Below are 23,157 nucleotides of genomic sequence, written 5' to 3'. Positions count from 1 at the left end.
GAGTAACATCAGTTGGCAATTGAAGTAATGGATTTTCTTGAAATCAATACTATTCATCACGGACGCGCAGAAATATTGATGAAGCAGATTGCGCCTGAGTCAATAGATCTGAGCTTCTGGTCACCACCATATTTTGTAGGAAAAGAATACGAGAAAGAAGAAACATATCAATCTTGGCAGGCAATGCTTCGCCAAGTAATCAATCATCACTTTACCGTTTTGAAGCCTGGTGGATTTCTCGTAATCAATGCTGGAGATATTCGTTGTTTTAAAGATGAAAAAATTCCTAAATTTCAAGCGATGAACCTTTGCATGCAGAAATCAAAAGTTACCAAAGAAATGGTACTGGAAGCAAAAGAAAAATTTCCCGAATTTAATCGTTATCAATTGGCTGATTACTTGGGTTGTAGTGAGCAAACAATTGATAGGAGACTTAACGGCAATAACATTAGAGGTGGAAAATACGAGTCTCAAACAAGAATGCATCTTATTGGCGGATTTCTTCAAAGCTATGGACAAGAATGTGGCCTTTACTTATATGATCGAAGAATTTGGGTAAAAGATCCAGCATGGGCAAATTGCAAATGGACTTCTAACTCGCTTAAGTCCGTTGATGAGTATGAAGATCTTTATATTTTTTGGAAACCTGGTCAGCAAATTATAGACAGAAAAAAGATCAATCCAGATGAGTGGAAAGCTTGGGGATCTAGAGCGGTATGGTTTATTAGAAGTGTAAGATCAAACGATGACCACGAAGCAAAATTTCCTTTAGAACTTGCCTCAAGGGTTGTGCGGTTATATAGCGCTCAAGGAAATACTGTATTAGATCCATTTATGGGTTCTGGCACGACTGCAATAGCTTGTATTCAGAATAAAAGAAGCTTTATAGGCATAGAAAAAGAAGCCAAATATGTAAGCCTAGCAAGAGAAAATATTAATAAAGAAGAGAGCCAACTTAGACTAAATTTTTAAGGGTAGGGAACTAGAATAGATTCTACTCTCCACGGGTGAATTTTCTTTAATAGTGAGAAACTAACTCGCACTCGTAATTTCCTCGGGTCTTTTGATTTATCATCTTTCCCTGGAAATAAAATCCCTCTATAAGTGTTAAGGTAATTGGGATTTTGGGTTAGTAAGAGTCCGTTAGGGATACAGGCAACATCAATTCTTTCCAAAGGTTGTCCATTATTTCTGATGTTACTATGGTTGGCCTGTAACATTTGATATACAGGCTTTAGAGCAATAATCACAACTGGTGCAATAGTTCCATCAGACAGAACATAAATAGGTGGAATACTTGCCTGAAAATCATGTGATGCTCTCGCCCCAATTGCTTGTAGTATCGAGTTTCTAACTCCTGCTTGAGAATTTTCCCAAGTTCCATCACCCGATACTTGATTATGGCTCATTACAGTATGATCTTGATCGTCTCTTGGTCCCACACTTTTAATATCTATAAACAGCCATGCTGAATTAGTAAATCCTTGGGTAGCTTCCAGTATATTTTTGCTACTTATAACAAATCTTTGATCGGCCCCTGTCGGAATTCCAGTATCCCTAACATCAAAGCTATTGACTAATAACCTTGGTAGTTTAGCTCCTATTGTATGTTCACCAACTTCGAGCCAAGGGTACTGATCCATTATGGGCTGACGACCTCTATCTCCAGGTGGATAGTTTTCCCAGAAAGGATAAAGATAGGATGCTTCATTGTAGTCATTTTTAATTTCAGCAAGGTTTGATTTAACTAATGACACAATATGATTAGTCAAAAACCTTTCTAGCTCAATCAAGGTATTTGGGCTTGCTATGAAATAGTTTCTTGCTGAATTGTAAAGTTGGAATTGTTGCTGCCTGTAAAGATTAATCACTTACTATACCAATTATTTATTAGAATCGATAAACAAATCTTGAATCTCAACACCTAATGCAGTAGCAAGTTGTTGAACAATTTCAATTGTTGGATTTCTAACGCCTCGTTCAATACCACTGATATAAGTTCGGTGTAATCCTGTCTCTTCAGACAGGCGATCTTGCGACCAGCCTTTCTGCTCACGAACTTTTTTGACATTTTGACCAAAAAGTAATCTAACACTCATGCTTTGGATAATAAAAGTATGTTACTTTTTAGTCTATAGACAATAAGTCACAACAGGGATTCCTAAGGGAACATATAGCGGTTTTCACAGAAGTGAGTCCCGATTGAAACGCTGAAACGCCTATCTATCAAGGGATTTACTATACCTTATTAGACTGAAAACCGCTATATAGCAATTCACTGCACCCGACCGTATGCTAAACTTTGCACGATTATCCCAAGTTACTGACGGCGGGTGAGTTTAACCGTTAAGACCGCATGGGAGATGGGAAATTTTATCAGTTATCAGTGAACAGTAATCAGTAATCAGTGAAAAGACAGCAGTGTTAGGATAAAAATAAATATAAATAATTATTAAGAAAATGACGCAAATTACCGTTATTGGTGCAGGGATTGGCGGACTAACGGCGGCGGCATTATTGGCGCGTCGAGGTTATCAAGTCACAGTATATGATCAGGCACTTGTCCCCGGGGGTTGTGCCTCGACTTTTTCCCGTCGGGGTTTTACTTTTGATGTGGGGGCAACTCAAGTGGCAGGATTAGAAGTAGGGGGCATTCATCAGCGCATTTTTGCCGAATTAGGGATAGATTTACCCGATTCTGTCCCCTGCGATCCCGCCTGTGCCGTTTTTCTGCCCGGGGAAACCACTGCGATTAATGTCTGGCGCGATCGGCAAAAGTGGCAAGAGGAAAGACAAAAACAATTTCCGGGCAGCGAACCTTTTTGGCAATTATTACAAAAGCTCTTTCAAGCAAGTTGGCGTTTTCAAAGTCGCGATCCAGTTTTACCCCCGCGCAACTGGTGGGATTTAGGGCAATTAATCGCCGCTTTGCGTGTAGATACTGCTATTACCTTCCCCTTTACTTTGATGACTGTGGGCGATGCTCTGCGATTATACGGCTTAGAGAGGGATAAACGCCTAAAAACCTTTCTGGATCTCCAGTTAAAGCTTTATTCCCAAGTTACTGCCGATGAAACCGCTTTACTTTATGCCGCCACCGCTTTAGCAGTTTCTCAGTCTCCCCAAGGTTTATCCCACCTTCAGGGTAGTATGCAAGTATTAAGCGATCGCCTAGTAGCAGCTTTGGAAAAATACGGCGGTAAATTGCAAATGCGCCACACAGTGGAAAAAATACTGACAGAAAAGAAAAAAGCCACGGGAATTATCGTCAGAAATCAAAAAAATGGTCAAATATATCCAGAAATGGCCGATGAGATTGTGGCTAATATCCCGATCCAAAATTTACCACAATTAATCGATCGCGAAGCCATTCCCAGTCTTTATCACCGGAGAATCGAAAAACTTCCCCCCGCATCCGGTGCTTTTGTGGTTTACTTAGGAGTCGATCGCGCTGCTATTCCCCCCGATTGTCCTCCCCATTTGCAATTTCTCTACGATGACGATGGCATAATCGGCGAAAATAACTCTTTGTTTGTTTCCGTGAGTAAAGAAGGGGATGGCCGCGCTCCAGTGGGAAAAGCGACGATTATTGCTTCTTCCTTCACCGATACCAGTCTTTGGTGGCGAAAAGGAGAAGATAATTATCAGCAATTAAAAGCAGCATACACCCAAGAGGCGATCGAGCGTCTCGGTAATTATTTCCATCTTAGTCCTGATCACATCGTTCACATCGAATCAGCTACTCCTCGCACTTTTGAGCGGTTTACGGGGCGAAATCAGGGCATTGTCGGCGGTATTGGTCAAAGACTGTCCACTTTTGGCCCTTTTGGCGTAGCGACGCGCACTCCGATCCCCCATCTTTGGTTAGTAGGAGATTCCACCCATCCGGGAGAAGGTACTGCCGGAGTCAGCTATTCGGCGCTAACGGTAGTTAGACAGATTGAGAATAAATTATTAGCTTCTAGTTAAGTGGGTGGGTGGAATTAAATCCGACATTCCGCACATCTTCATATACCTTTATATATTTTTACATTCCCCACGATGTTTTGACGAAAAAGCTTCATTGTAGAAACTACTATTGAGAACATTTTCAATAATTGATTTTTTCTGAGAAAACAAATTACAATTCTTCACCTTGATGAAAATCGATCCTTGTAGCTACAATCTTTACTGGCAAAGGGTTGTAAGCAATGTATTAGTAAAAATTATCAATTGAATGTTAAGAAGTGCGGAAAGTGGTTTGTAATTATTCCTTACAAAGATGAGAGGATTTTTCGTACCTGCTCTGATACTCTGGTTTTTATTCACCTTTAATGAGAGGAAATAACCTAGTGAAGCTCAATGCCCTTAATTCTTTAGCTTTCGCCACAGGGACAGTAACTCTACTGTTAAGTAGCGTGTCTTCTGTTAGTGCTTATACCATTTATACAAATCGGACTGCCTGGGAAGCGGCACTCGCCACTAACCCCTCGTACAAGATTACCACCGATACCTTTAGCAATACTATTTCTTCGGCACAGTCAATTACCCTAGATTCAGGGATTGTTTCCACTAATTCCGCTCCTCCCATACTGCCTAATCCTCCGTTTAATAACAACAGTGTCAATTCTGGTGTTTACGATAATGCTTCCGGTACACTTCCGGGTGCTTCTGATACCATAACCTGGCAGTTTCCTGCTACCGTGTTGGCTTTTGGTGCTGACTTTTCCCGCATTGATGAGTTAACTCTTACTGGCAATTTCGATGGCACAGGAGACCAAACTATTTCTATCAATCCTACAATTGGTGGAGAGAATGGGTTTCTCGGTATTATCGGGACAGCAGAATTTAGTTCTGTTATCTTTGCCAATAATACAACAGATGTCGATAGTTTTAGTATTGACAATGCTTCCTTTGCCACCAAAGTTCCTGAACCCAATGCGGTTGTTGCTTTCGCCATACTTGGGGGTAGTCTGTTCTTAATTAAGAAAGCCAAGGGCAGCTGACCGGCTGATAATCAGTAATCAGTGATCACTGATTACTGATCAGTAATCAGTGAAAAGATGGCAAGAAACTGCTATTTAATACTGCACACTTACCACATACTGCTCACTTAAAACTCAAATCTGATAACTGATAACTTACCCACTGATAACTGATCACTGATAACTGTTATAAAGCGCCAGCTGCCGTGCGATCGAGTATTCCCGCTCCTAGATGAGAGGTAATATTAATTGCTTGCAAGACCGGTTGAGAGTCAACTCCTTTGGGATAATCGATAACACTAACCGCGCCATTTCCCTGTTTAATATTCCAGAAATTAGCGGGTTTTAAACCCAATAAATAACAAAGAATCACCTTATTAATGGCATCGTGAGCTACTACCATAATTGTCTTAGGACTATCACTATTACTATAGGTTTTAACGATTTGCTGCCAACAAGCGATCGCTCGATCCCAAACTTCCTGTAAATTCTCCCCTTCCGGCATTTGCACGGTTTCTGGGGCATTTTTCCAGTCTTCTAACATCCCGGGGAAACTCGCTTCAATTTCCTCCTCTAATTTACCTTCCCAAAGTCCGTGACAGATTTCCGTCAGATCTACTTGGGTATCTAAGGTGACATCGGGGTGATATTGCAGGATAATTTGGGCAGTTTCCTTGGGACGGGACAAAGGACTGGTGACAGCGTGATCGATCGCCGTTTCTCGCAGAAATTCGGCGGCTTTCTCAGCTTGAGCTTTGCCATTATCATTGAGAGGAATATCGCGCACACCTTGAAAACGTTTATCCCGATTCCATTGGGTTTCTCCGTGACGCACCAGCAGCAGCCTAGAACCTTGGAAAGGAGGACGTGGTGGGGGTAAAGCTATCCCTAGGTGTGCCGTTTGATTGAGGGATTCCACCTGGACAGGATCACCAAAATCACGCGTAAAATTGAGAACATTAACGCAACAGTTAGATTGTTGCAGGGAATGGTATAAGGAAACCGGAATACCGATGGCACTGAGGATTAAACAGCGATTAATGCCGTTATGGGCAACAATGAGGATAGTTTGACCCTGGTGTTGGGGAATAATTTCCCGCCAAAAATCCTGCGCTTGTTGATAGAGGGAGAGAACGGGATAATGTTCTTGACCATCGGGCAGTATCATCTTAAATTCATGAGGTTTTTGGTGCCAATCTCGATATTCTTGGGGGTATTGAGCTTTTACCTCCTCTTTGACCATATTTTCCCAGATAGGCAGATCGATTTCTAGTAACTGCGAAGTGGGTTGAATGACGGGAGAGTGATTTAAACGAGACTGAATCACCTCAGCAGTAGATTTGGCTCTTTGGAGAGGACTACAGTAAAAAGCGGCGATATCGATTTGACTGAGGGCATTTCCTACTTTTTCCGCGTCCAGATGCCCTTTTTTTGTCAAAACCGAGCCATCACTGCGACCTTGTATTTTCTGCTCTGCGTTATAACTGCTTTGTCCATGACGAACAATAATCACACGAGTAGCCAAGCGGTTCAGTCTCCTTAACTAAAAGTCTCAATATCAGATTACAGGCGATCGGGATCGGAGTACAAATCAGTGATCAGTGATCAGTAATCAGTAATCAGTGATCAGTAATCAGTGGAGACTGTTAAGTAAACAGTGGGGAGCGGCGAGCATTTGTACTAAAATTTCCTTATGCAGTTTCAAGGCAGCACAGCGTATCAAAACTTCCTGATATTACAATCTCTTTGGGATCAAGGGTTTGGCGGTTTTGTCAAGAAATCATGACAATGTACTTGGTCAAAATCGGAATCTTACTGTTTAATAGGTATTTATAACAAGCGATTCCCTTGATCCCCATCGAGTGGATCTCTCGTTCACACAGCAATCGATGAGTAGTTAGAAGGATTACCCAGATAACTGCTTTTGCAAATGCCCAAAAACATTTGCCGTCGTAACTAATCGGAGAGCGTCAACTCATGGATCCAGAATACCCCCCCTTAGATGAGATGACCTTGCGGCAACTGCGACGAGTTGCCAGTCAATACAGCATCTCTCGTTACAGTCGGATGCGGAAAACGCAGTTAATCGAGGCAATTACCCAAGCTATGGGAGTAAGCGGCAATTTTAAATCTATTATTAAAGAGGAAAAACCAGTGGAAGCAGCAAAATTTGAATTAGGTCAAGCTCACCCGATCGAAGATATCCTAGGTTCAGTGGATGATGGTTTAGGAGATCTGCCCGGTGGCTACGGTGAAAATCGCATCACCCTCCTACCTCGCGATCCTCAGTGGGCCTATGCTTACTGGGATATCCCCAACGAATCAAAAGAAGATCTCCGTCGTCAAGGGGGACAACAGTTAGCCCTGCGTCTTTATGATGTTACCGATATCGATCTCAATAGCCAAGGTGCCCACAGTGTCCAAGAATATCTCTGTGATGAATTGGCCCGGGAATGGTATTTACCGATTCCGGTCAGCGATCGAGATTATGTTATCGATATCGGTTATCGTTGTGCCGATGGTCGTTGGTTAGTTTTGGCCCGTTCTCCTTTAGTGCGGATTCCTCCCGTCTATCCTTCCGACTGGATTGAAGATATTTTTGTCACCGTTAACTGGGAAGAAGAACTGGTGGGTAAAACTGTTTACGAACTCGTTCCCCCCAGCAAACGCTACGGCAGCAGCACCGGAAGCAAGGCAACTAGCCCCATCTACGACCAAATTTTCGAGAGTGTCGGCGATATGGAGGCCCTACGGGTGGCCGGTTCCTTGTTTGGTTCCATGCAGCACGTCGCCGGTTCCGTACCGATGTCGGAAGTGATCAGTTCCTATGTATTCCCCTCCGGAGTTGGTATGTGGGCAGTTCCCACGGTATCGGGACTAACCGCTTCCGGTATCGGCATAACTGCTTCCGGTATCGGTATGGGCGCTTCGGAAACCCTACAACGTCCGCGCAAATTCTGGTTAGTTGCCGATGCCGAATTAATCGTCTATGGTGCTACCGAACCCGATGCCACCGTAACTATCGGTGGTCGTCCGATTAAACTCAATCCCGATGGCACTTTCCGCTATCAGATGTCCTTCCAAGATGGTTTAATCGATTATCCGATTATGGCCGTGGCCGCCGATGGTGAACAAAATCGTTCTATCCACATGAAATTTACCCGGGAAACCCCCTCTCGCAATACCAACACTAAAGATGAGGCGGTTCTAGAATGGTTGTTCTAGATTGGGTTTTCTAACGTTACCAAAGCCAACCTAATTACTTCCCCCTAACTGAGATTTAGTTAGGGGATTTTTTTTGGGGATTGTCAACGCTATCAACTTCTATTCCCAAATCTGACAGCTTAAATCGCCCGATTTTTGGGAAAGACGCAGATTTTCACCGTAATCGACGGGAACATCGATCACCGTAGGGACATCTTGCCGGAAAGCATCCTCTAGGATCGGGATCAAATCCTGGGCAGATTCCACCCGATAGCCTTTTAATCCCATACTTTCGGCAAATTTAACAAAATCGGGATTACCAAACTTAATAAAAGAAGATGTCCCAAAATAGTTTAACTGCTTCCATTCGATTAAACCGTAACCGCCATCATTAAAGATGAGAGTGACGAAGGGAGTTCCCACCCGCAAAGCTGTCTCCAATTCCTGACAATTCATCATAAAACCGCCGTCTCCCGTCACCGCCACAATGCGCTTATCGGGATAAACTAACTTAGCGGCGATCGCACCAGGGATAGCAATACCCATAGCGGCGAAACCGTTAGAAATAATGCAAGTATTGGGACAATCGGAGTGATACTGACGGGCCATCCACATTTTATGAGCGCCCACGTCAGAAATGGCGATATCTTCCGGTCCCATCACCTGACGCAGATCGTAGATCAATTTTTGTGGCTTGATCGGAAAACCCGTATCATTGGCATAGGTTTCGTAATCGGCCCGAATTTCCGTCTTTAATCCCGCGGTGACGGGAGTTGGTTTATTCTGGCGATCGGCCCGTTTGAGGATATCGATGAGAGAATCGGTGATATCACCCACCACTTCCACCACCGGCGCATAACTGCTGTCAATTTCCGCCGGAGTCATGCCGATGTGAATAATCGGTAATTTCCCGTCTGGATTCCATTTTTTCGGGGAATACTCGATTAAATCGTAACCAACAGCGATAATTAAATCACTGCGATCAAAGGCACAACTAATCAAATCCCGTTGCTGTAATCCTACCGCCCAAAGAGCCAGAGGATGGGTATAGGGAATCACCCCCTTACCCATAAAAGTGTTAGCCACAGGGATATTCAAGGCCGTGGCGAATTCCGTTAAAGCCTCACTAGCATTAGCGCGAATTGCCCCATTTCCCGCCAAAATCAAGGGATTTTTGGCTTTAGAAATCACCGCCGCCGCCATATTCAAAGTCCGATAGGAAGCGTAAACTTTTTCCTGACTATCGAGGGGCAAAGGACTACCATCGGCAGCCATAGCGGCGATATTTTCGGGAAGATCGATATGAACTGCCCCCGGTTTCTCACTTTGGGCGGTTTTAAAGGCTCTCCGTACCACTTCTGGGGTGATACCCGGCCGGACGATCTGTTTATTCCATTTCGTCACCGGGGCGAACATGGCCACCAAATCCAGATATTGATGGGATTCAATGTGCATCCGATCGGTTCCCACCTGGCCGGTGATGGCCACCAAGGGCGCCCCATCGAGGTTAGCATCGGCTACCCCTGTCATCAGGTTAGTCGCCCCCGGTCCTAGGGTGGAGAGACAAACCCCCGCTTTTCCCGTTAAGCGTCCATAGACATCGGCCATAAAAGCGGCGCCCTGTTCGTGACGGGTGGTGATAAATTTGATCGAGGAGTTTTTTAGGGCTTCCAAAACATCGAGGTTTTCTTCCCCGGGTAGCCCAAAAATATACTCGACCCCTTCATTCTCTAGACATTTAACTAGAAGTTCGGCTGTGTTTAATTCCCCCATAGTTCCCTCCTGTAGAGCTTACTTCATCAGTAAAGTCTCTAGAGATAGTTCATCCCGGCGGATTGAGGTTGTTGCGCTCAACTCGTCGGGATGATATCAGTAGACTATATGTACCAATGTAGCTGACTAAAATTTTGTTTAAGTCTATCCATATACCATTGTGACTTAAATCTTGACCCTTGGCAGATTATTTATTAGCACAATTGGGGAGAATTTTTTTTAGGCCGTTAATTCTTCGGCGGCGTGAGCTAGTTGGGCGGCGACTTTGGCTAAATAGGGACGACTTAACCACCAGATAAAGGGGGACAGCCAACCCCGCAGGGTGACAGAATAGGAAATATAACTACCACAGAGGGTTGATTCCACTTGGTAGGTCATTTTCTGTTCCATGCCGGGGATAGCGAGAACTCTGAGGCTGAGGAGTTCCCCGGGGCGGACATTTTCCACGAAAACCCGGATAGGAATGGGAGTCAGACGGGTGACAGCTTGATAGATTAACCCCGGTTTAGCGATTAAACCCAAGGGAACATCAGCCTTGGCGATCAAAGGATGCCAAGAGACATCGGCCACATTGATTAATTTTTGCCAGAGGACATCGACGGGGGCACTACTGACCACCCGATAGGTTTTGTAGAGTGAAAACTTACAGAATAGTCTGCCTTTGGCCGCTACAATCCTTAGGGAAAAATTGAGAATCACCGATTGCCCCCCGCAAAAATAATCCAGGTAATCTTCTATTGTAAGGGCTGCATCCCCCATTTGCAGAAATACTGACAATCAGCAATTATCAGCGACTCTTAAATTGGTACAAAAAATCTGCACAATCGCCTGTAAGCATCTGACAGTTAATCTAATGCGCTCTGGCGTTTGGGGGGGTATAAACCGCCAAAAGCATGGATTGAGTCATAAAATCGCAAGTAACGCCCGATTTTAGCCGAGAGTTTCTTTTTTAAAATCCCAACTTAGTAGATTGACAAAAATTAGATGCAGCCTTCGGTAAGTAAAACGACGAATGACTTGACGGGTTATAAAAATCTTCAGAGTCCATACTTTGATGGGCTAGTTCCTAATTGATGTTGGCTATGGTTTTATTACTCATCTAACAGCGAAAGACATCCGATAAGAGTTCACTCTCAGCAGTTACGGTTAATTTTATTGAACTGAATAATCCCTATCCTCATCTGCGGTGAGGATGTCAATGTAGCTCATGATTGCAACAAACGCTATATACTAGACTGAAAGTAATCTTAAATTGAGCCACCTGACAGTATTTTTTATCTGAAAGAGATAATAATGCTTAATCCCCACCCGATAAAAAAAGAAACAGCTAGTTTGATCACCAAAGATGGAATTAGTTTAGCTGCCGATATTTATCGTCCCGATAGTCGGGAATCTTTTCCGATTTTACTAATGCGACAACCCTACGGAAAAGCGATCGCTTCTACGGTGGTTTATGCCCATCCTAGCTGGTATGCACGTCAGGGTTATATTGTGGTAATTCAGGATGTCCGTGGCCGGGGAAACTCGACGGGAAATTTTAATTTATTTGCCCATGAAATTAGCGACGGATTAGAAACTATTGAATGGGTTTTAACTATTCCTAATAATACGGGTGTGGTGGGAATGTATGGTTTTTCCTATCAGGGAATGACCCAATTATACGCGGCTGCTAATGGTCACGGTGCTTTAAAAACTATTTGTCCAGCTATGATTGCTCACGATTTATATCGAGATTGGGGCTATGAAAATGAAGCATTTAATTTACAATATAATCTCGCTTGGGCAATACAATTAGCGGCGGAAACAGCAAGATTAAAAGGGGACGAAACTGCCTATCAAAAACTCTGGGTAGCTTCCCGAAATTTACCCCTTTTTGATCCTGTTGCTGCCTCTCCTCAGATTCTGCATGATTTAGCCGCCGATTCTTTTTATCACGATTGGATTACTCGTTATCTTCCCGATGACTACTGGCAAAATTTATCACCGCAACACCTTTTAAAAAATATCGATTTACCGATGTTACATATCGGAGGTTGGTTCGATCCTCATCTCCGGGGAACTTTGAGTTTATACCAAGAAATGCAAGCGCGTTCTATCTATCCCCAACAGCTAATTATTGGTGCTTGGACTCATCTACCTTGGGGGAGAAAAGCAGGAGAGATAGATTATGGTCAACAGGCAATTAGTCCCGTGGATAAAATGCAGCTGCAATGGTTTGATTATTTCTTAAAAGGTCAGGAAGTGGAGTTATTAAAAAATCCTCCTATGTATCTATTTCAAATGGGGTCTAATCAATGGCAATATCTGGATAAATTTCCAACAGAAAATCAGCAAATTTATTATCTTGCTAGTCAAGGTTTAGCCAATCTGCGCGAGGATGAGGGGAAATTAAGCGCGATTTTGTTAGAACCTGCGATCGAGGATACCATCGTTCACGATCCTTGGCGACCGGTCCCATCTTTAGGAGGTCATAGCGCCCTACCGGGGGGAATATTCGATCGCACCATGCTAGACTGTCGCAGTGATGTGATTACCTACACTTCTCCCCCCCTAGAGAAAGATTTAACGATTTTGGGTAGTCCCCGTCTGGATTGTTATTGTCAAGCAGACGCGGTTAGTTTCGATATCTGTGCGGTGGTTTCTCAAGTTACCCCCGATGGTCGAGTTTTTAATATCACTCAGGGTTATAAACGGGTAAATAATCCCGAATTGCCCCTAAATATGGCCATGCAGGCCACTTTTATCACTATTCCTCAAGGTCATAGCTTGCGTTTAAGTCTGAGTGCCTCTTGCTTTCCCGCACATCCCGTCAATGCGGGAACCGGCAGCTATCCCCACGCAAGTCGGGCGATCAATTTTTCTATTATCACAATTAAGGTTTTTTGTCAAGGAAATTTTCCTGCAAAATTGTTATTACCTTTAGTCGGGGAAAGCTAAACCGCTGCGGGGATCGCGAATGTATAAACCTAAGACCAGCGAGGAGATAACCGTATCCCAGACGGGGGTGAATTTTTCCGCATCATCGACCCAATAATCCATAGTAATTAAACATTGAACCCCGGAACCAATACCCACGGCAATACGCGAATAAGCCGGCCGATTTTCTTGAGGGTCGATGAATTGAATTTGCACCCAAACAATGCGTGCGGTTTGGCGTTTTTCTTGGATAACTTCGCCGATTTCGTGAGGATTACGGCTATCTTCACGAGCTAATTTTTTGACCATTCCTTTTAGGGGTAATTCTTTCCAATCTCCGGGGGGAAGTAAATTATAGGAAACCTCTAAACGACAATCATCATCGGGGGGTTTTCTATCTAAAAAACGAAAGGAATTATCATCGGGTTCAAAATGCCAATCTTGAGGAACTTCAAAGCGAACTGCGCCGCGACCAGCTACAAAAATACTATTACCCGGACTAGATTTCCAGTTATGATCTGGATTTAAATCGAGGGTTTCTTTGATCCATTGCAGATTGTGTTTTTTGGACTTAGCCATAGATATGTATAATCTTGCGGTAAGAATCGAACTATAGCTATCATTATACAGGCTTTTTCCTGAGAATTAAATAGGCTGCATCTCACTTTTATAAATCTACTAAGTTGGGATTTTTAAAGGGAAAATCTCGGCTAAAATTGGGCGTTACTCCCGATTTTATCACTCAATCCAAGCTTTTAGATGGTTCTACCCCCCAAACGCCACTTAGTAGATAGAAAAAAAGCCAAATTCTATCGGGGAGTTGCCAGAAATTGACCGGGAGATAATTCGGCATTAACTAAAGACTTCAACGGGATTAATTTGACAGCACAAGCTTTTAATTCCGGTTGCAGGGAAATCGGACAAGCGGCCGGATGGGTGAGACTATTAGCCTCAGCATTTTCTGCCCATAGGGCCCCCCAGTGCATCGGCACAAAGACACAATTAGGAGCAATTGCTTTGGTAATTAAAGCGGGAAAACGGGCAGAACCGCGACGAGAACGCACTTCCACCCATTCCCCAGCTTCTATGCCCAATTTTGCCGCATCTTGGGGATGAATTTCCAGAAAAGGTGCAGGGTGCATTTTGACAATTTTCTCGATGCGGCCAGTGCGAGTTTGGGTGTGCCAGTGACCGTACAAACGCCCCACGGTCAAAACTAGGGGATAATCATCGTCCGGGGGTTCCGCTAAACCTTTACTGTGGTAAGCGGCGAAAACAGCACGACCATCGGCAGTATTAAATTTACCATCGGTATAAAGGCGTTTTGCGGCTGTTTTTTGGCTTTTATCGTTATCTTTAACTAAATTACCCAGTAATTCCCCAGAATTAGCGATTTTAGGGGCGGAAATTTCATCAATGGAATCGGGCCACTGGAGGGGAGTGTCGGCCAGGCGATCATAATTAATCCCTGTCATATCACAAGGACGTTTATATGTCAAGCCGGCAAACTCGGAATATACCTCGGCCGAATCCTGAAAATTAAATTGTGCCTGAAACCCCAAACGGCGACCAACTTCGGCAAAAATTTGCCAGTCGGCCCTAGCTTGACCAACGGGAGGACGAAAAGCCTTATTTAACGTCACCACGCGCTCAGAATTGGTCATTGTTCCCGTTTTTTCGCCCCATTGGGCCGCTGGCAGTAATAAATGGGCATAGGCGCTGGTTTCCGTGGGATAGTAGGCATCCTGATGGATAGTAAAAGGTGATTTTAACAGGGCCGCCTTGGTACGTTCTAGATCAGGCATACTAACGGCCGGATTAGTGGCGGCAATCCAGAGAAGTTTGACATCTCCCGTCTCCAAACCGGTAATCATACTCCAAGCATCGCGACCGGGGACGGGAGAAATCTGACCAGCAGGTAAACCCCAAGCTTGTTCCACTTCGGCCCGGTGTTGGGGATTTTTGACGGAACGATAACCGGGCAGAAGATGGCAGAGGCCGCCGGCTTCCCTTCCTCCCATGGCGTTGGGTTGTCCCGTTAGGGAAAAAGGACCAGCCCCCGGTTTACCGATATTAGCCGTCATTAGGTGTAAATTGATTAAAGTGCGGGCTTTGGCCGTGCCTTCCCTAGATTGATTGATACCCATCGACCAGAGGGAAAGCACTCTTTTCGATTCGGCCCAGTAGCGGGCAGCCTTTTCTAAATCGTCGATGGGGATACCGCATTTACCCGCGACGATTTCGGGGGGATAATGGCGGATAATTTCGGCGTATTTGGGGAAATCCCTGGTGCATTTATCGATAAAATAGGTATCGATCGCACCCCAATTCAGTAACAGGTGGGCAATACCGTTAAATAGGTCAATATCGGTCCCCGGGTTAATGGCTAGGTGGAGATTAGCGGCCTTGGCGGTTTTGGTGCTGCGGGGATCAACGACGATTAATTTCGCTTGTTGGTTGCCTTTGAGATACTTGTGCAGACGGTTAAAGATGATGGGGTGACATTCGGCCGTATTTGTCCCCACCAGAAAGGCACAATCGGTTAATTCTAGGTCATCGTAACAGCAGGGGGGACCGTCGGACCCGAAACTGTCCAGGTAAGCGGCCACGGCCGAAGACATACAGAGACGGGAATTAGCATCAAAGTTATTGACTCCCAGACAACCCTTGACCAGTTTTTGGGCGATGTAGTAATCTTCGGTGTGAAATTGTCCCGAACCGTATAGACAGATACTTTCCTTTTCCCCCTGAGCGATTAGAGTTTGGATACGGTTAACGATGCGATCGAGGGCTTCTTCCCAGGTACAAGGACGAAATTGCTCTTGGAGAGAATCGCGGATCATCGGGGTTTTGAGGCGATTTTTATCGATTGATTCCGCTACAGTGGCCCCTTTAACACAGATCATACCTTGACTGGAGGGGTGGGACTTGTCCCCAAAGACTTTCGCTGCTTGTCCGGCCGACGCAGGGGGGGTGACTGTCAAACCACAACCTACTCCACAGTAAGGACATTGGGTTTTTGTAGATTCAGTCATAAGCAGTGGGTCTGATTAGTGGCGCTATCTTTGGGCATACTAAGATAGTCCGCAGATTTTCTCGGCCAAATTGTAGTTATTAATACAATTTATTACAAGCCTTAGCTAAATTGCCATTTTCGTGATGCAAATCGCGCATTAAACCTGTCTAGATAAAATTTGCTGATGGGTGTGGGGTGTGGGGTGTAGGGTGTGGGGTGTGGGGTGTGGGGTGTGGGGTTTTATACTGTTGCCTGATCTCAACAAGCAATTTCAATAGTTAACAGCTTAAAAAGCATACACTTGTTCTCGTGTTAAAAAAGAATCGGGATAGGATAATAGTAGTCTCTAGGGTGGGGAAAAAGTTTTCAGCCAGTCATGACCTACGAACCTCTACATCATAAGTATCGTCCCCAAACCTTTGCCGATTTGGTGGGACAATCAGCGATCGCCACGACCTTGAGTAATGCCTTAATCAGTGAGCGAATCGCCCCTGCATACCTATTTACTGGACCCAGAGGCACGGGGAAAACCTCCTCGGCGCGAATTTTAGCCAAATCCCTCAACTGTCTGTCTAGTGACCATCCGACACCGATTCCCTGCGGTAAGTGTTCCGTCTGTCAAGCGATCGCCAATGGTTCCGCTTTAGACGTGATCGAAATTGATGCCGCTAGTAATACGGGTGTGGATAACATTCGGGAAATTATCGAGCGATCGCAATTTGCCCCCGTCCAATGTCGTTATAAAGTCTATGTCATCGATGAATGCCTGACTGGGGATAGCCTTGTTTTCACCGAAACGGGATTAATCCCCATTAATCATCCTGAGATTCTCGGAAAACGAGTTCTCAGTTACAACGAGAGCAGCGGAGAGTGGGAATATAAAAAAGTCCTGCGATGGCTAAACCGAGGCGCAAAAGCAACTTTAACCATTCAAACCAGAAATCGGACGATTAATTGCACTGGTAATCATTTGATTAGAACAGAAAAAGCATGGATACAAGCAAAAAATCTCAAAATCGGCGATCAGATCCTATCCCCTGTCAATGTGGCTGCGGTGCAATACAGGCCCAATAGCATAAAATCCCCTCAATGGCTGACAAATTTCGAGGAAGTGATAGGGATTCAAGAAGGTGACACAGAAAGCGTCTATGACCTAGAAGTGGAGGACAATCATAATTTTGTTGCCAATGGGTTATTAGTTCATAACTGCCATATGCTCAGTACGGCGGCCTTTAATGCTTTGCTGAAAACTCTGGAAGAACCGCCGGATCGAGTGATTTTCGTGCTTGCTACCACGGATCCTCAGCGTGTCTTGCCTACCATCATCTCCCGTTGTCAACGCTTTGATTATCGCCGTATTGCTCTCGATGCCATGGTGGCACACCTGCAAAAAATCGCCCAAATAGAAGCGATCGATATTAACCTAGAAGCATTAACCCTTGTGGCTCAGATCGCTAACGGTGGTTTACGCGATGCCGAAAGTCTTCTTGATCAATTAAGTTTACTCGCAGGAACGATTACGGCCGAGCGAGTCTGGGATTTGGTCGGTGCAGTCCCCGAAAGAGACCTTTTAACCCTACTTAAAGTCATTCATAGCAATATTCCCGATCAAGTTATCGAACAATGTCGCCATCTGATGAATCGCGGTAAGGAACCTTTAATCGTTCTGCAAAATCTAGCGGGATTCTATTTAAACCTACTTTTAGCTAAAACTGCCCCTAATCGTCCAGAAATGGTCGCTGTCACCGCTCCCACTTGGCAGGATTTGTGTACGGAAGCGCGTACTTGGTCTTTAGAGGAAATTCTCCGCGGTCAACAACTGCTTAAAGACAGCGAAACGCAACTAAAAAACACCACTCAACCCCGTCTCTGGTTAGAAGTCACTCTCTTGGGACTGTTACCGCAAGCACAGGTGATTCCGCTAGTTGCCACGACAGCGCCTTCCCGTCCCCAAACCAGCGCCGAGAGGCCTACTGAAATGATCACAGCGCCGGCGCCGGTTAATGAACCGATAAAACCGGCGGTTATCACCCCGACAACTAGGGTCGAAGTGGCGAAAACTGAGGTTAAAACTGTTACCAGTGATGACAATCATGAACAAATTTGGCAGCAGGTTTTAGAAGTAATGGAACCCCCCACTACTCGCACTCTCTTGCGTCAGCACGGCAGTCTTTTTAATATGGAAGAATCGAGCGCTTATTTAAGCATATCTTCGGAACAATTATTAAAAATGGCCAGGCTACGATTGACTAATATTGAGTCAGCTTTCGAGGCAGTTTTTCAGCGCCGGATTAAAGTTCATTTACAGGTAGGTTCCGCTACTGCTGCCATGGCTGCGGAAGTTTCTCAATCCCCAGCAGCTAAGATACTACCACCACCAGAAACCGCAGCAAACCCACCAATAACCCCCGAAAATAAAGTTATGACCGTGGTGGATATTCCCCCGGTCAAAGAAGCAATTATCGAGAAAAAAGAAGCAAAGTTCACCGCGTCGGAAACCCCAAAAACTCTTAGCACAGAACTGCCCGAAAAAATCTTAAATTTTGATTCATCTTTAGGGACATTAGATCAGGATGTAGATGTTAGCGAAATTTTGGCAGCCGCTCAAAAGTTAGCGAAATCTTTTGATGGTGAACTGGTCAATATGGGTTATTCAGTGCCAGAAAATTCGGTCGCAGAAACTAAAGTTAATAAGTCTCTGGAAAATATGACTATCGTGCGCGGGAGACCTGATGTTAACGAAATTTTAGATAGTTTGGAGGAGGACGAAGATCTTCCTTTTTAAAGCTATCCCAACGGCTTGTGCTAAACTAATAGGATATGCCACGTCTCAGGATTGGCTATTCTTGCTCAAATTCTAGCTACTAGACCTATGACACCCGAAACTAAGGCCAGAATCGATCAATTAATCCAGAATAACAAAGTTCTTGTGTTCATGAAGGGCAATAAATTAATGCCTCAGTGTGGTTTCTCCAATAACGTCATACAAATTCTCAATATTCTGGGGGTTTCCTACGAAACTGTCGATATTCTGGAAGATCAGGAGTTAAGACAAGGAGTTAAGGAGTATTCCAATTGGCCGACTATTCCCCAAGTCTATATCAACGGTGAATTTATTGGTGGTTCCGACATTATGATCGAACTCTATCAAAATGGGGAACTACAACAAATAGTCGAGGTAGCCTTAGCTTCCTAAAAATTTTCTAGGTTAGGATATCTAACCTAACCTAGTTTAAAGTTGTCCAACTAGCAATCTTGGTAGAGGTGATGATTGTGACAATCCGAGAAACTGCAATTTCTAAGCTACAGCAACTCCCCGAAGTCCTTGTTCAGGAAGTAAGCGACTTTATTGATCTTCTCGATCATAAATATCGAGTCAAAACCTTTGACACTCAGCCTGATGGAAAACTGATAGAAAGATGGTTACAATGGTTTGAAGCCGTAGATGGCTTAACTGTCAATTCACCGGAACCAATAAACGACTACCAGCAACTGCTGCTCGAAAAATATCGGCAACAAGGACTAGAGCTATGATCCTGTGTGATGCAGGAGTGCTGCTTTGTTTGGTTGATCGCACCCAACCCCAACATAAAGCCTACAGAAATACAGTAATGCGTTTAGCAAAGCCTCTGGTCACAACTTGGTCATGCCTGACCGAAGCCATGTACTTGGCGCTGCATCGGGGGGGTTGGCAAATGCAAAAACAACTGGGACAACTTCTTTTAGTGGGACTTAGACAAAAAACAAATCGAGAAAAGCCTCAACCCCAATCCCTGCTTGGGATTTACTTCGAGAAGCCCAAAATCGCTGAAACCCAGATAGATCAAGGAAAATCATAAATCGAGGTTAACCCTTTGTCCCGTAATGGTTTGAGCCTTTTTTGCTGCCCGAAAATGCCTAAGTCCCATTAGATAAACTGCTGGTGGTTTACAATATTCAAGAAAGTGATTTTAGTCGCTTGTTGGCTTTAATGGAACAATACTGTGATCGACCGATGGACTTGGCAGATGCAACCCTAGTTTTAGTAGCTGAAAAGACTGGGTATCGGCAAATTCTCACCCTCGATGCAGATTTCCTGTTTTATCGGATTCAAAACCAAGGCAGTTTTGATATCATTCAAGTGTAGTGATGGAAAATCTGCTTTCAACGGCCTATAATTCCACCGATAGAAAATGCTCCCCTTTAAAACTGTCCCTTGAATTCTTCTCTATCTCTTGCTATGAGGAAACTTTGTTGGGGGATACCGATGTGAATTCCCTTCTCCTCAAAAGCAATTTTTAGACGACGACGATACTCTCTTTCTATGTCCCATTGTCGTAATCTTTTGACGACAATTCTGAGCATAATTTCCATTCCCGTGTGAGAAACCCGACTAACACCAGCAACCTGCACGGGATTGATGATATCTTCTTGCCATTGTGGATCTACAGCCATATTTTCAGCGATGGCTGCCATTAAAGTGATCGCCACATCTGGCTCGGTCTGATAGGCGACTTCGATGGTAAAATCGACCCGCGCCCAATCTTTACTGAGGTTGTGTGCGCTAATAATTTGGTTATGGGCAATAGTGATTAAACGTCCATCAGCAGCCCGCAATTGAGTCGCTCGCAAACTCATATTTTCCACCAAACCGATAAACTCCTGAAACTGGACCATATCACCGACAGTGTATTGGTCTTCAAAGATAATTAGAAAACCGTTAATCCAATCTTTTAAAAGATCCTGAAAGGCAAAGGTGAGCAATGCTCCCACTAAACCGGCTCCCGTGAGTAAAAAGGCGAAAGAAAGGCCCATCCAACTCAAAAAAACCAAAATTCCCAGAAAAATAGCGATAAATGTGATAATTTGTCGCCAAACTTCTAATAAAGTGGGAGCGCGCAGAATCCTCCTTTCCAAATTTTCGGAAAAAACCGCTCCTTCCTCTACCCACTCCCGTAGCCGAGAATTAACGTAGAGATTAATCATATTGCTCACTGATGTCAGCAGCAACCAGATAATAAAAATCCGTAAAGGAATACGGATTATTCCGCGTCCTTCTAGCCTAGTTTCAGGAAATACATACAAAATCGCCGCTACTCCGCCAAACCAAAGCAGTATCAGTCCAATAAGAGCCAGTCTTTTCCAGAGAATATTTAACGTTAGTTGTCGCTGAATATCAGCCTGTTGACGGAAATTAGAGGAATCTCCTAGAGCGGCTAAAATCGGCTCTTGGGAGCGATCTTTTCTGGGGGGGGAATTTATGGCTGAATTTCGATCAGATTGACTTTTAGCCTGTTTTTTGAGGAGATTAAAGCGATTTCTTAAACGTTTCTGCCACCAAATTGATACCCAGCTTAAGAAAGTTAGCCCCAAAATAATTATAGTGGCAGTCATTACCTGTTGCCGGCGAGGGGCGGGCTGACGTTCTTGCCAAGCTTGGAGCAAAGCTGTTTGGATGATTTTAACCCATCTGTCCGCTAAATCGCCAACCGAAGAAGAATCGATCAGGGCATCAATTTCTGTTACCGTCAGAATTACCTGTTGCGGTAACTTCCGGTTATCCTTGGCCACAATCACGGTTAAATTATTGAGAGTCGCCGTACTTACTTGCAGGGTTGTCGGATCGAAACCCCGATTGATAATATTATTTAAGCCTCTTTCAATGCGCCTAGCCCGTCTTTGTACTGGGGAGAGTTCCCGGGCCTCAGAAGCGGTAAAATCTTGGGAGGCAATCTGAAATAAGGCAAATCCATCTAGATGCACGGAAGCATATTCTATATCCCCGGCTACAAAAATCCTTGTCCCCGTGGGAGATACAAATGGAACTAGAAAATTTTGGCCTAGGGATGGCAGGGAATTAAGAACAAATATACTAATTAACAGGCAACTCGCCAATCCTTGAAGGACCAGATTGAAAATTTTTCCCCGTTGCCGTCGTCCCATTGCCCAAGTTTCCTTTTTGATTAACAATGATCTTGACTCGCTTTCACAGCTTATGGCAGTTATCTTAATGGTGAGATCAAAAGTTTTCGTTTTGGGGAGTCGGTCGTGCCTCTCCCTTCTCCCCAGTGATAACTGATAACTGCAATCCCCAACACCCTACTTAACTTCTCATGTCCAATATTTCCCCACAGTGGCGCAAGGAAATTACCTCTTTACCCCCTTGGTTACGGCGTTCGCTCGGCAAATCTAGCGAAATTTCCACGGTTCAGCGCATTATCAAACAAAGGAACATTCATACTATCTGCGAGGAGGGTCGCTGTCCTAATCGCGGCGAATGTTATGCCCAAGGTACGGCGACTTTTTTGTTGATGGGTCCCACTTGTACCCGGTCCTGTGCTTTTTGTCAAGTGGATAAGGGTCATGCACCCATGCCTCTCGATGTGGAGGAACCGCAAAAAGTGGCGGAAGCGGTGCAATTGTTAAATTTAAGTTACGTTGTCTTGACTTCTGTAGCCAGAGATGATATGGAAGACGGCGGAGCCAGTTGGTTCGTGCGGACGATGACAGCCATTCGCGAACTCAATCCCCACACTTTAATTGAGGTGTTAACCCCGGATTTTGCTGGAGGTAAGGGAAGTCAACAGGAACGGGTGGCGACGGTGGTAGGGGCAAAACCTGCCTGTTACAATCACAATATCGAGACGGTGCGCCGTTTGCAAGGACCGGTTAGACGCGGGGCTAAATATGATCGCTCTTTGGCGGTTTTGCGTTATGTTAAGGAAATTGATTGCTCAATTCCGACGAAATCTGGCTTAATGGTCGGTCACGGTGAGACAAAAGAGGAAATTATCGAGACTTTGGCAGATTTACGGGCGATCGACTGCGATCGAGTTACTATTGGTCAATATATGCGTCCTTCTCTGGAACATTTGCTCGTACAGAAATATTGGACTCCCGCAGAATTTAGCGAGTTGGGAGAAATTGCCCAAAAAATGGGGTTTTCTCAGGTTAGATCCGGCCCCCTAGTCCGCAGTTCCTATCATGCGGGAGAGTAAATCAGTTATCAGTTATCAGTTATCAGTTATCAGTTATCAGTGATCAGTTATCAGTTATCAGTTATCAGTTATCAGTGATCAGATGTAAGTTTTAAGTTAATTTTTGTAAATCTACTAAGTTGGGATTTTTACGGGGAAACTCTCGGCTAAAATTGGGCGTTACTTCCCACGATTTTATGACTCAATCCAAGCTTTTGGGGGGTTCTACCCCCCAAACCCCCCGTTGGGGGCGTGGCGCCGCCCCCAAACCCCCCGCGCATTAGTTTTTCGGTGGGATGCTTACACGCAGCTGCTGATACGTCTGTAA

The 23,157-nt window shown here is 44.5% G+C and carries 19 protein-coding genes; 11 read left to right on the top strand and 8 right to left on the bottom strand.

All coding sequences use genetic code 11. The features are described 5' to 3' along the window. Positions 1 to 12: 12 nt before the first annotated feature. Positions 13 to 972, top strand: a complete 960-nt coding sequence (locus H6F92_RS16710; RefSeq protein WP_199308248.1) for a DNA-methyltransferase — start codon at positions 13 to 15, stop codon at positions 970 to 972. Here the strand turns inward: H6F92_RS16710 and H6F92_RS16705 are convergent. Together H6F92_RS16705 and H6F92_RS16700 are read right to left on the bottom strand one after the other, a co-directional pair. After that, positions 969 to 1,871: a BglI family type II restriction endonuclease gene (locus H6F92_RS16705; protein WP_190358775.1), complete on the bottom strand. Its 903-nt coding sequence runs from the start codon at positions 1,869 to 1,871 to the stop codon at positions 969 to 971. The two genes, H6F92_RS16710 and H6F92_RS16705, sit on opposite strands and share 4 nt — an antisense overlap. A 12-nt stretch (positions 1,872 to 1,883) precedes the next feature. Beyond that, positions 1,884 to 2,099: a helix-turn-helix domain-containing protein gene (locus H6F92_RS16700; RefSeq protein ID WP_147069750.1), complete on the bottom strand. Its 216-nt coding sequence runs from the start codon at positions 2,097 to 2,099 to the stop codon at positions 1,884 to 1,886. A gap of 361 nt (positions 2,100 to 2,460) precedes the next feature. Here H6F92_RS16700 and crtD point away from each other — a divergent pair, with 361 nt between their 5' ends. Both crtD and H6F92_RS16690 read left to right on the top strand, forming a co-directional pair. After that, the gene (crtD, locus tag H6F92_RS16695; RefSeq protein WP_190358774.1) at positions 2,461 to 3,969 is read left to right on the top strand and encodes a C-3',4' desaturase CrtD; all 1,509 of its coding nucleotides are present in this window, start codon (positions 2,461 to 2,463) and stop codon (positions 3,967 to 3,969) included. Between the two features lie 344 nt (positions 3,970 to 4,313). After that, a complete protein-coding gene (locus H6F92_RS16690; RefSeq protein WP_190358773.1) occupies positions 4,314 to 4,985 on the top strand; it encodes a PEP-CTERM sorting domain-containing protein in 672 nt (223 codons plus the stop codon). A gap of 166 nt (positions 4,986 to 5,151) precedes the next feature. On the opposite strand, the gene H6F92_RS16685 is transcribed toward H6F92_RS16690, so the two are convergent. Beyond that, a complete protein-coding gene (locus H6F92_RS16685) occupies positions 5,152 to 6,489 on the bottom strand; it encodes a histidine phosphatase family protein (protein WP_190358772.1) in 1,338 nt (445 codons plus the stop codon). Between the two features lie 452 nt (positions 6,490 to 6,941). Here H6F92_RS16685 and H6F92_RS16680 point away from each other — a divergent pair, with 452 nt between their 5' ends. Next, entirely contained in the window at positions 6,942 to 8,189 is a 1,248-nt protein-coding gene (locus H6F92_RS16680) for a DUF4912 domain-containing protein (protein ID WP_190358771.1), read from the top strand. A 99-nt stretch (positions 8,190 to 8,288) separates the two neighbouring features. Here H6F92_RS16680 and H6F92_RS16675 read toward each other — a convergent pair whose 3' ends face one another. Next, on the bottom strand, positions 8,289 to 9,941 hold the full coding sequence (locus H6F92_RS16675; protein WP_190358770.1) for an acetolactate synthase large subunit: 1,653 nt from the start codon (positions 9,939 to 9,941) through the stop codon (positions 8,289 to 8,291). Between the two features lie 219 nt (positions 9,942 to 10,160). Then, entirely contained in the window at positions 10,161 to 10,640 is a 480-nt protein-coding gene (locus H6F92_RS16670) for a hypothetical protein (RefSeq protein ID WP_002782775.1), read from the bottom strand. Positions 10,641 to 11,234: 594 nt separating this feature from the next. Here H6F92_RS16670 and H6F92_RS16665 point away from each other — a divergent pair. After that, a complete protein-coding gene (locus tag H6F92_RS16665; protein ID WP_190358769.1) occupies positions 11,235 to 12,878 on the top strand; it encodes a CocE/NonD family hydrolase in 1,644 nt (547 codons plus the stop codon). On the opposite strand, the gene H6F92_RS16660 is transcribed toward H6F92_RS16665, so the two are convergent. Together H6F92_RS16660 and H6F92_RS16655 are read right to left on the bottom strand one after the other, a co-directional pair. Then, positions 12,861 to 13,436 (bottom strand): hypothetical protein, encoded by a 576-nt coding sequence (locus H6F92_RS16660; protein WP_012266834.1) that lies wholly within the window; start codon positions 13,434 to 13,436, stop codon positions 12,861 to 12,863. The genes H6F92_RS16665 and H6F92_RS16660 overlap by 18 nt on opposite strands. A 230-nt stretch (positions 13,437 to 13,666) precedes the next feature. Then, positions 13,667 to 15,892, bottom strand: a complete 2,226-nt coding sequence (locus H6F92_RS16655; RefSeq protein WP_190358768.1) for a molybdopterin oxidoreductase family protein — start codon at positions 15,890 to 15,892, stop codon at positions 13,667 to 13,669. A 357-nt stretch (positions 15,893 to 16,249) separates the two neighbouring features. Here H6F92_RS16655 and dnaX point away from each other — a divergent pair, with 357 nt between their 5' ends. The 5 genes from dnaX to H6F92_RS16630 all read left to right on the top strand — a co-directional run bounded on the left by dnaX (position 16,250) and on the right by H6F92_RS16630 (position 19,999). Further along, positions 16,250 to 18,658 carry a DNA polymerase III subunit gamma/tau gene (gene dnaX / locus H6F92_RS16650; RefSeq protein WP_190358767.1) on the top strand — a complete coding sequence of 803 codons (2,409 nt, stop codon included), beginning with the start codon at positions 16,250 to 16,252 and terminating at the stop codon, positions 18,656 to 18,658. Between the two features lie 87 nt (positions 18,659 to 18,745). After that, a complete protein-coding gene (gene grxD, locus H6F92_RS16645; protein ID WP_190358766.1) occupies positions 18,746 to 19,069 on the top strand; it encodes a Grx4 family monothiol glutaredoxin in 324 nt (107 codons plus the stop codon). 71 nt (positions 19,070 to 19,140) lie between these two features. After that, positions 19,141 to 19,407 (top strand): DUF2281 domain-containing protein, encoded by a 267-nt coding sequence (locus H6F92_RS16640; RefSeq protein WP_190358765.1) that lies wholly within the window; start codon positions 19,141 to 19,143, stop codon positions 19,405 to 19,407. Further along, positions 19,404 to 19,712 carry a PIN domain-containing protein gene (locus H6F92_RS26155; RefSeq protein ID WP_242030166.1) on the top strand — a complete coding sequence of 103 codons (309 nt, stop codon included), beginning with the start codon at positions 19,404 to 19,406 and terminating at the stop codon, positions 19,710 to 19,712. The genes H6F92_RS16640 and H6F92_RS26155 overlap by 4 nt, the downstream gene beginning before the upstream one ends. A gap of 83 nt (positions 19,713 to 19,795) precedes the next feature. Continuing rightward, complete coding sequence (locus tag H6F92_RS16630) at positions 19,796 to 19,999, top strand: PIN domain-containing protein (RefSeq protein WP_190358792.1); 204 nt, start codon at positions 19,796 to 19,798, stop codon at positions 19,997 to 19,999. Between the two features lie 56 nt (positions 20,000 to 20,055). On the opposite strand, the gene H6F92_RS16625 is transcribed toward H6F92_RS16630, so the two are convergent. Continuing rightward, positions 20,056 to 21,795 carry a mechanosensitive ion channel family protein gene (locus tag H6F92_RS16625; RefSeq protein ID WP_190358790.1) on the bottom strand — a complete coding sequence of 580 codons (1,740 nt, stop codon included), beginning with the start codon at positions 21,793 to 21,795 and terminating at the stop codon, positions 20,056 to 20,058. A gap of 170 nt (positions 21,796 to 21,965) precedes the next feature. On the opposite strand from H6F92_RS16625, the gene lipA reads away from it, so the two are divergent. Beyond that, positions 21,966 to 22,850 (top strand): lipoyl synthase, encoded by an 885-nt coding sequence (gene lipA / locus H6F92_RS16620; RefSeq protein WP_190358764.1) that lies wholly within the window; start codon positions 21,966 to 21,968, stop codon positions 22,848 to 22,850. The last annotated feature ends 307 nt before the right edge of the window (positions 22,851 to 23,157 follow it).

It is taken from the genome of Microcystis wesenbergii FACHB-1317 (genome assembly GCF_014696875.1).
GTDB classification, from domain to species: domain Bacteria; phylum Cyanobacteriota; class Cyanobacteriia; order Cyanobacteriales; family Microcystaceae; genus Microcystis; species Microcystis wesenbergii_A.
The sequence above is the reverse complement of the archived record's forward strand: the minus strand, read 5'-3'. Positions and strand labels throughout refer to the sequence as shown.

Excerpts from the sequence above, each read along its gene's own strand:
- lipA (WP_190358764.1), top strand. The coding sequence starts at position 21,966 with ATGTCCAATATTTCCCCACAGTGGCGCAAGGAAATTACCTCTTTACCC.
- H6F92_RS16625 (WP_190358790.1), bottom strand. The coding sequence starts at position 21,795 with ATGGGACGACGGCAACGGGGAAAAATTTTCAATCTGGTCCTTCAAGGA.
- H6F92_RS16660 (WP_012266834.1), bottom strand. The coding sequence starts at position 13,436 with ATGGCTAAGTCCAAAAAACACAATCTGCAATGGATCAAAGAAACCCTC.
- H6F92_RS16675 (WP_190358770.1), bottom strand. The coding sequence starts at position 9,941 with ATGGGGGAATTAAACACAGCCGAACTTCTAGTTAAATGTCTAGAGAAT.
- H6F92_RS16665 (WP_190358769.1), top strand. The coding sequence starts at position 11,235 with ATGCTTAATCCCCACCCGATAAAAAAAGAAACAGCTAGTTTGATCACC.
- H6F92_RS26155 (WP_242030166.1), top strand. The coding sequence starts at position 19,404 with ATGATCCTGTGTGATGCAGGAGTGCTGCTTTGTTTGGTTGATCGCACC.
- H6F92_RS16690 (WP_190358773.1), top strand. The coding sequence starts at position 4,314 with ATGAGAGGAAATAACCTAGTGAAGCTCAATGCCCTTAATTCTTTAGCT.
- crtD (WP_190358774.1), top strand. The coding sequence starts at position 2,461 with ATGACGCAAATTACCGTTATTGGTGCAGGGATTGGCGGACTAACGGCG.
- H6F92_RS16680 (WP_190358771.1), top strand. The coding sequence starts at position 6,942 with ATGGATCCAGAATACCCCCCCTTAGATGAGATGACCTTGCGGCAACTG.
- dnaX (WP_190358767.1), top strand. The coding sequence starts at position 16,250 with ATGACCTACGAACCTCTACATCATAAGTATCGTCCCCAAACCTTTGCC.
- H6F92_RS16640 (WP_190358765.1), top strand. The coding sequence starts at position 19,141 with ATGATTGTGACAATCCGAGAAACTGCAATTTCTAAGCTACAGCAACTC.
- H6F92_RS16700 (WP_147069750.1), bottom strand. The coding sequence starts at position 2,099 with ATGAGTGTTAGATTACTTTTTGGTCAAAATGTCAAAAAAGTTCGTGAG.
- grxD (WP_190358766.1), top strand. The coding sequence starts at position 18,746 with ATGACACCCGAAACTAAGGCCAGAATCGATCAATTAATCCAGAATAAC.
- H6F92_RS16655 (WP_190358768.1), bottom strand. The coding sequence starts at position 15,892 with ATGACTGAATCTACAAAAACCCAATGTCCTTACTGTGGAGTAGGTTGT.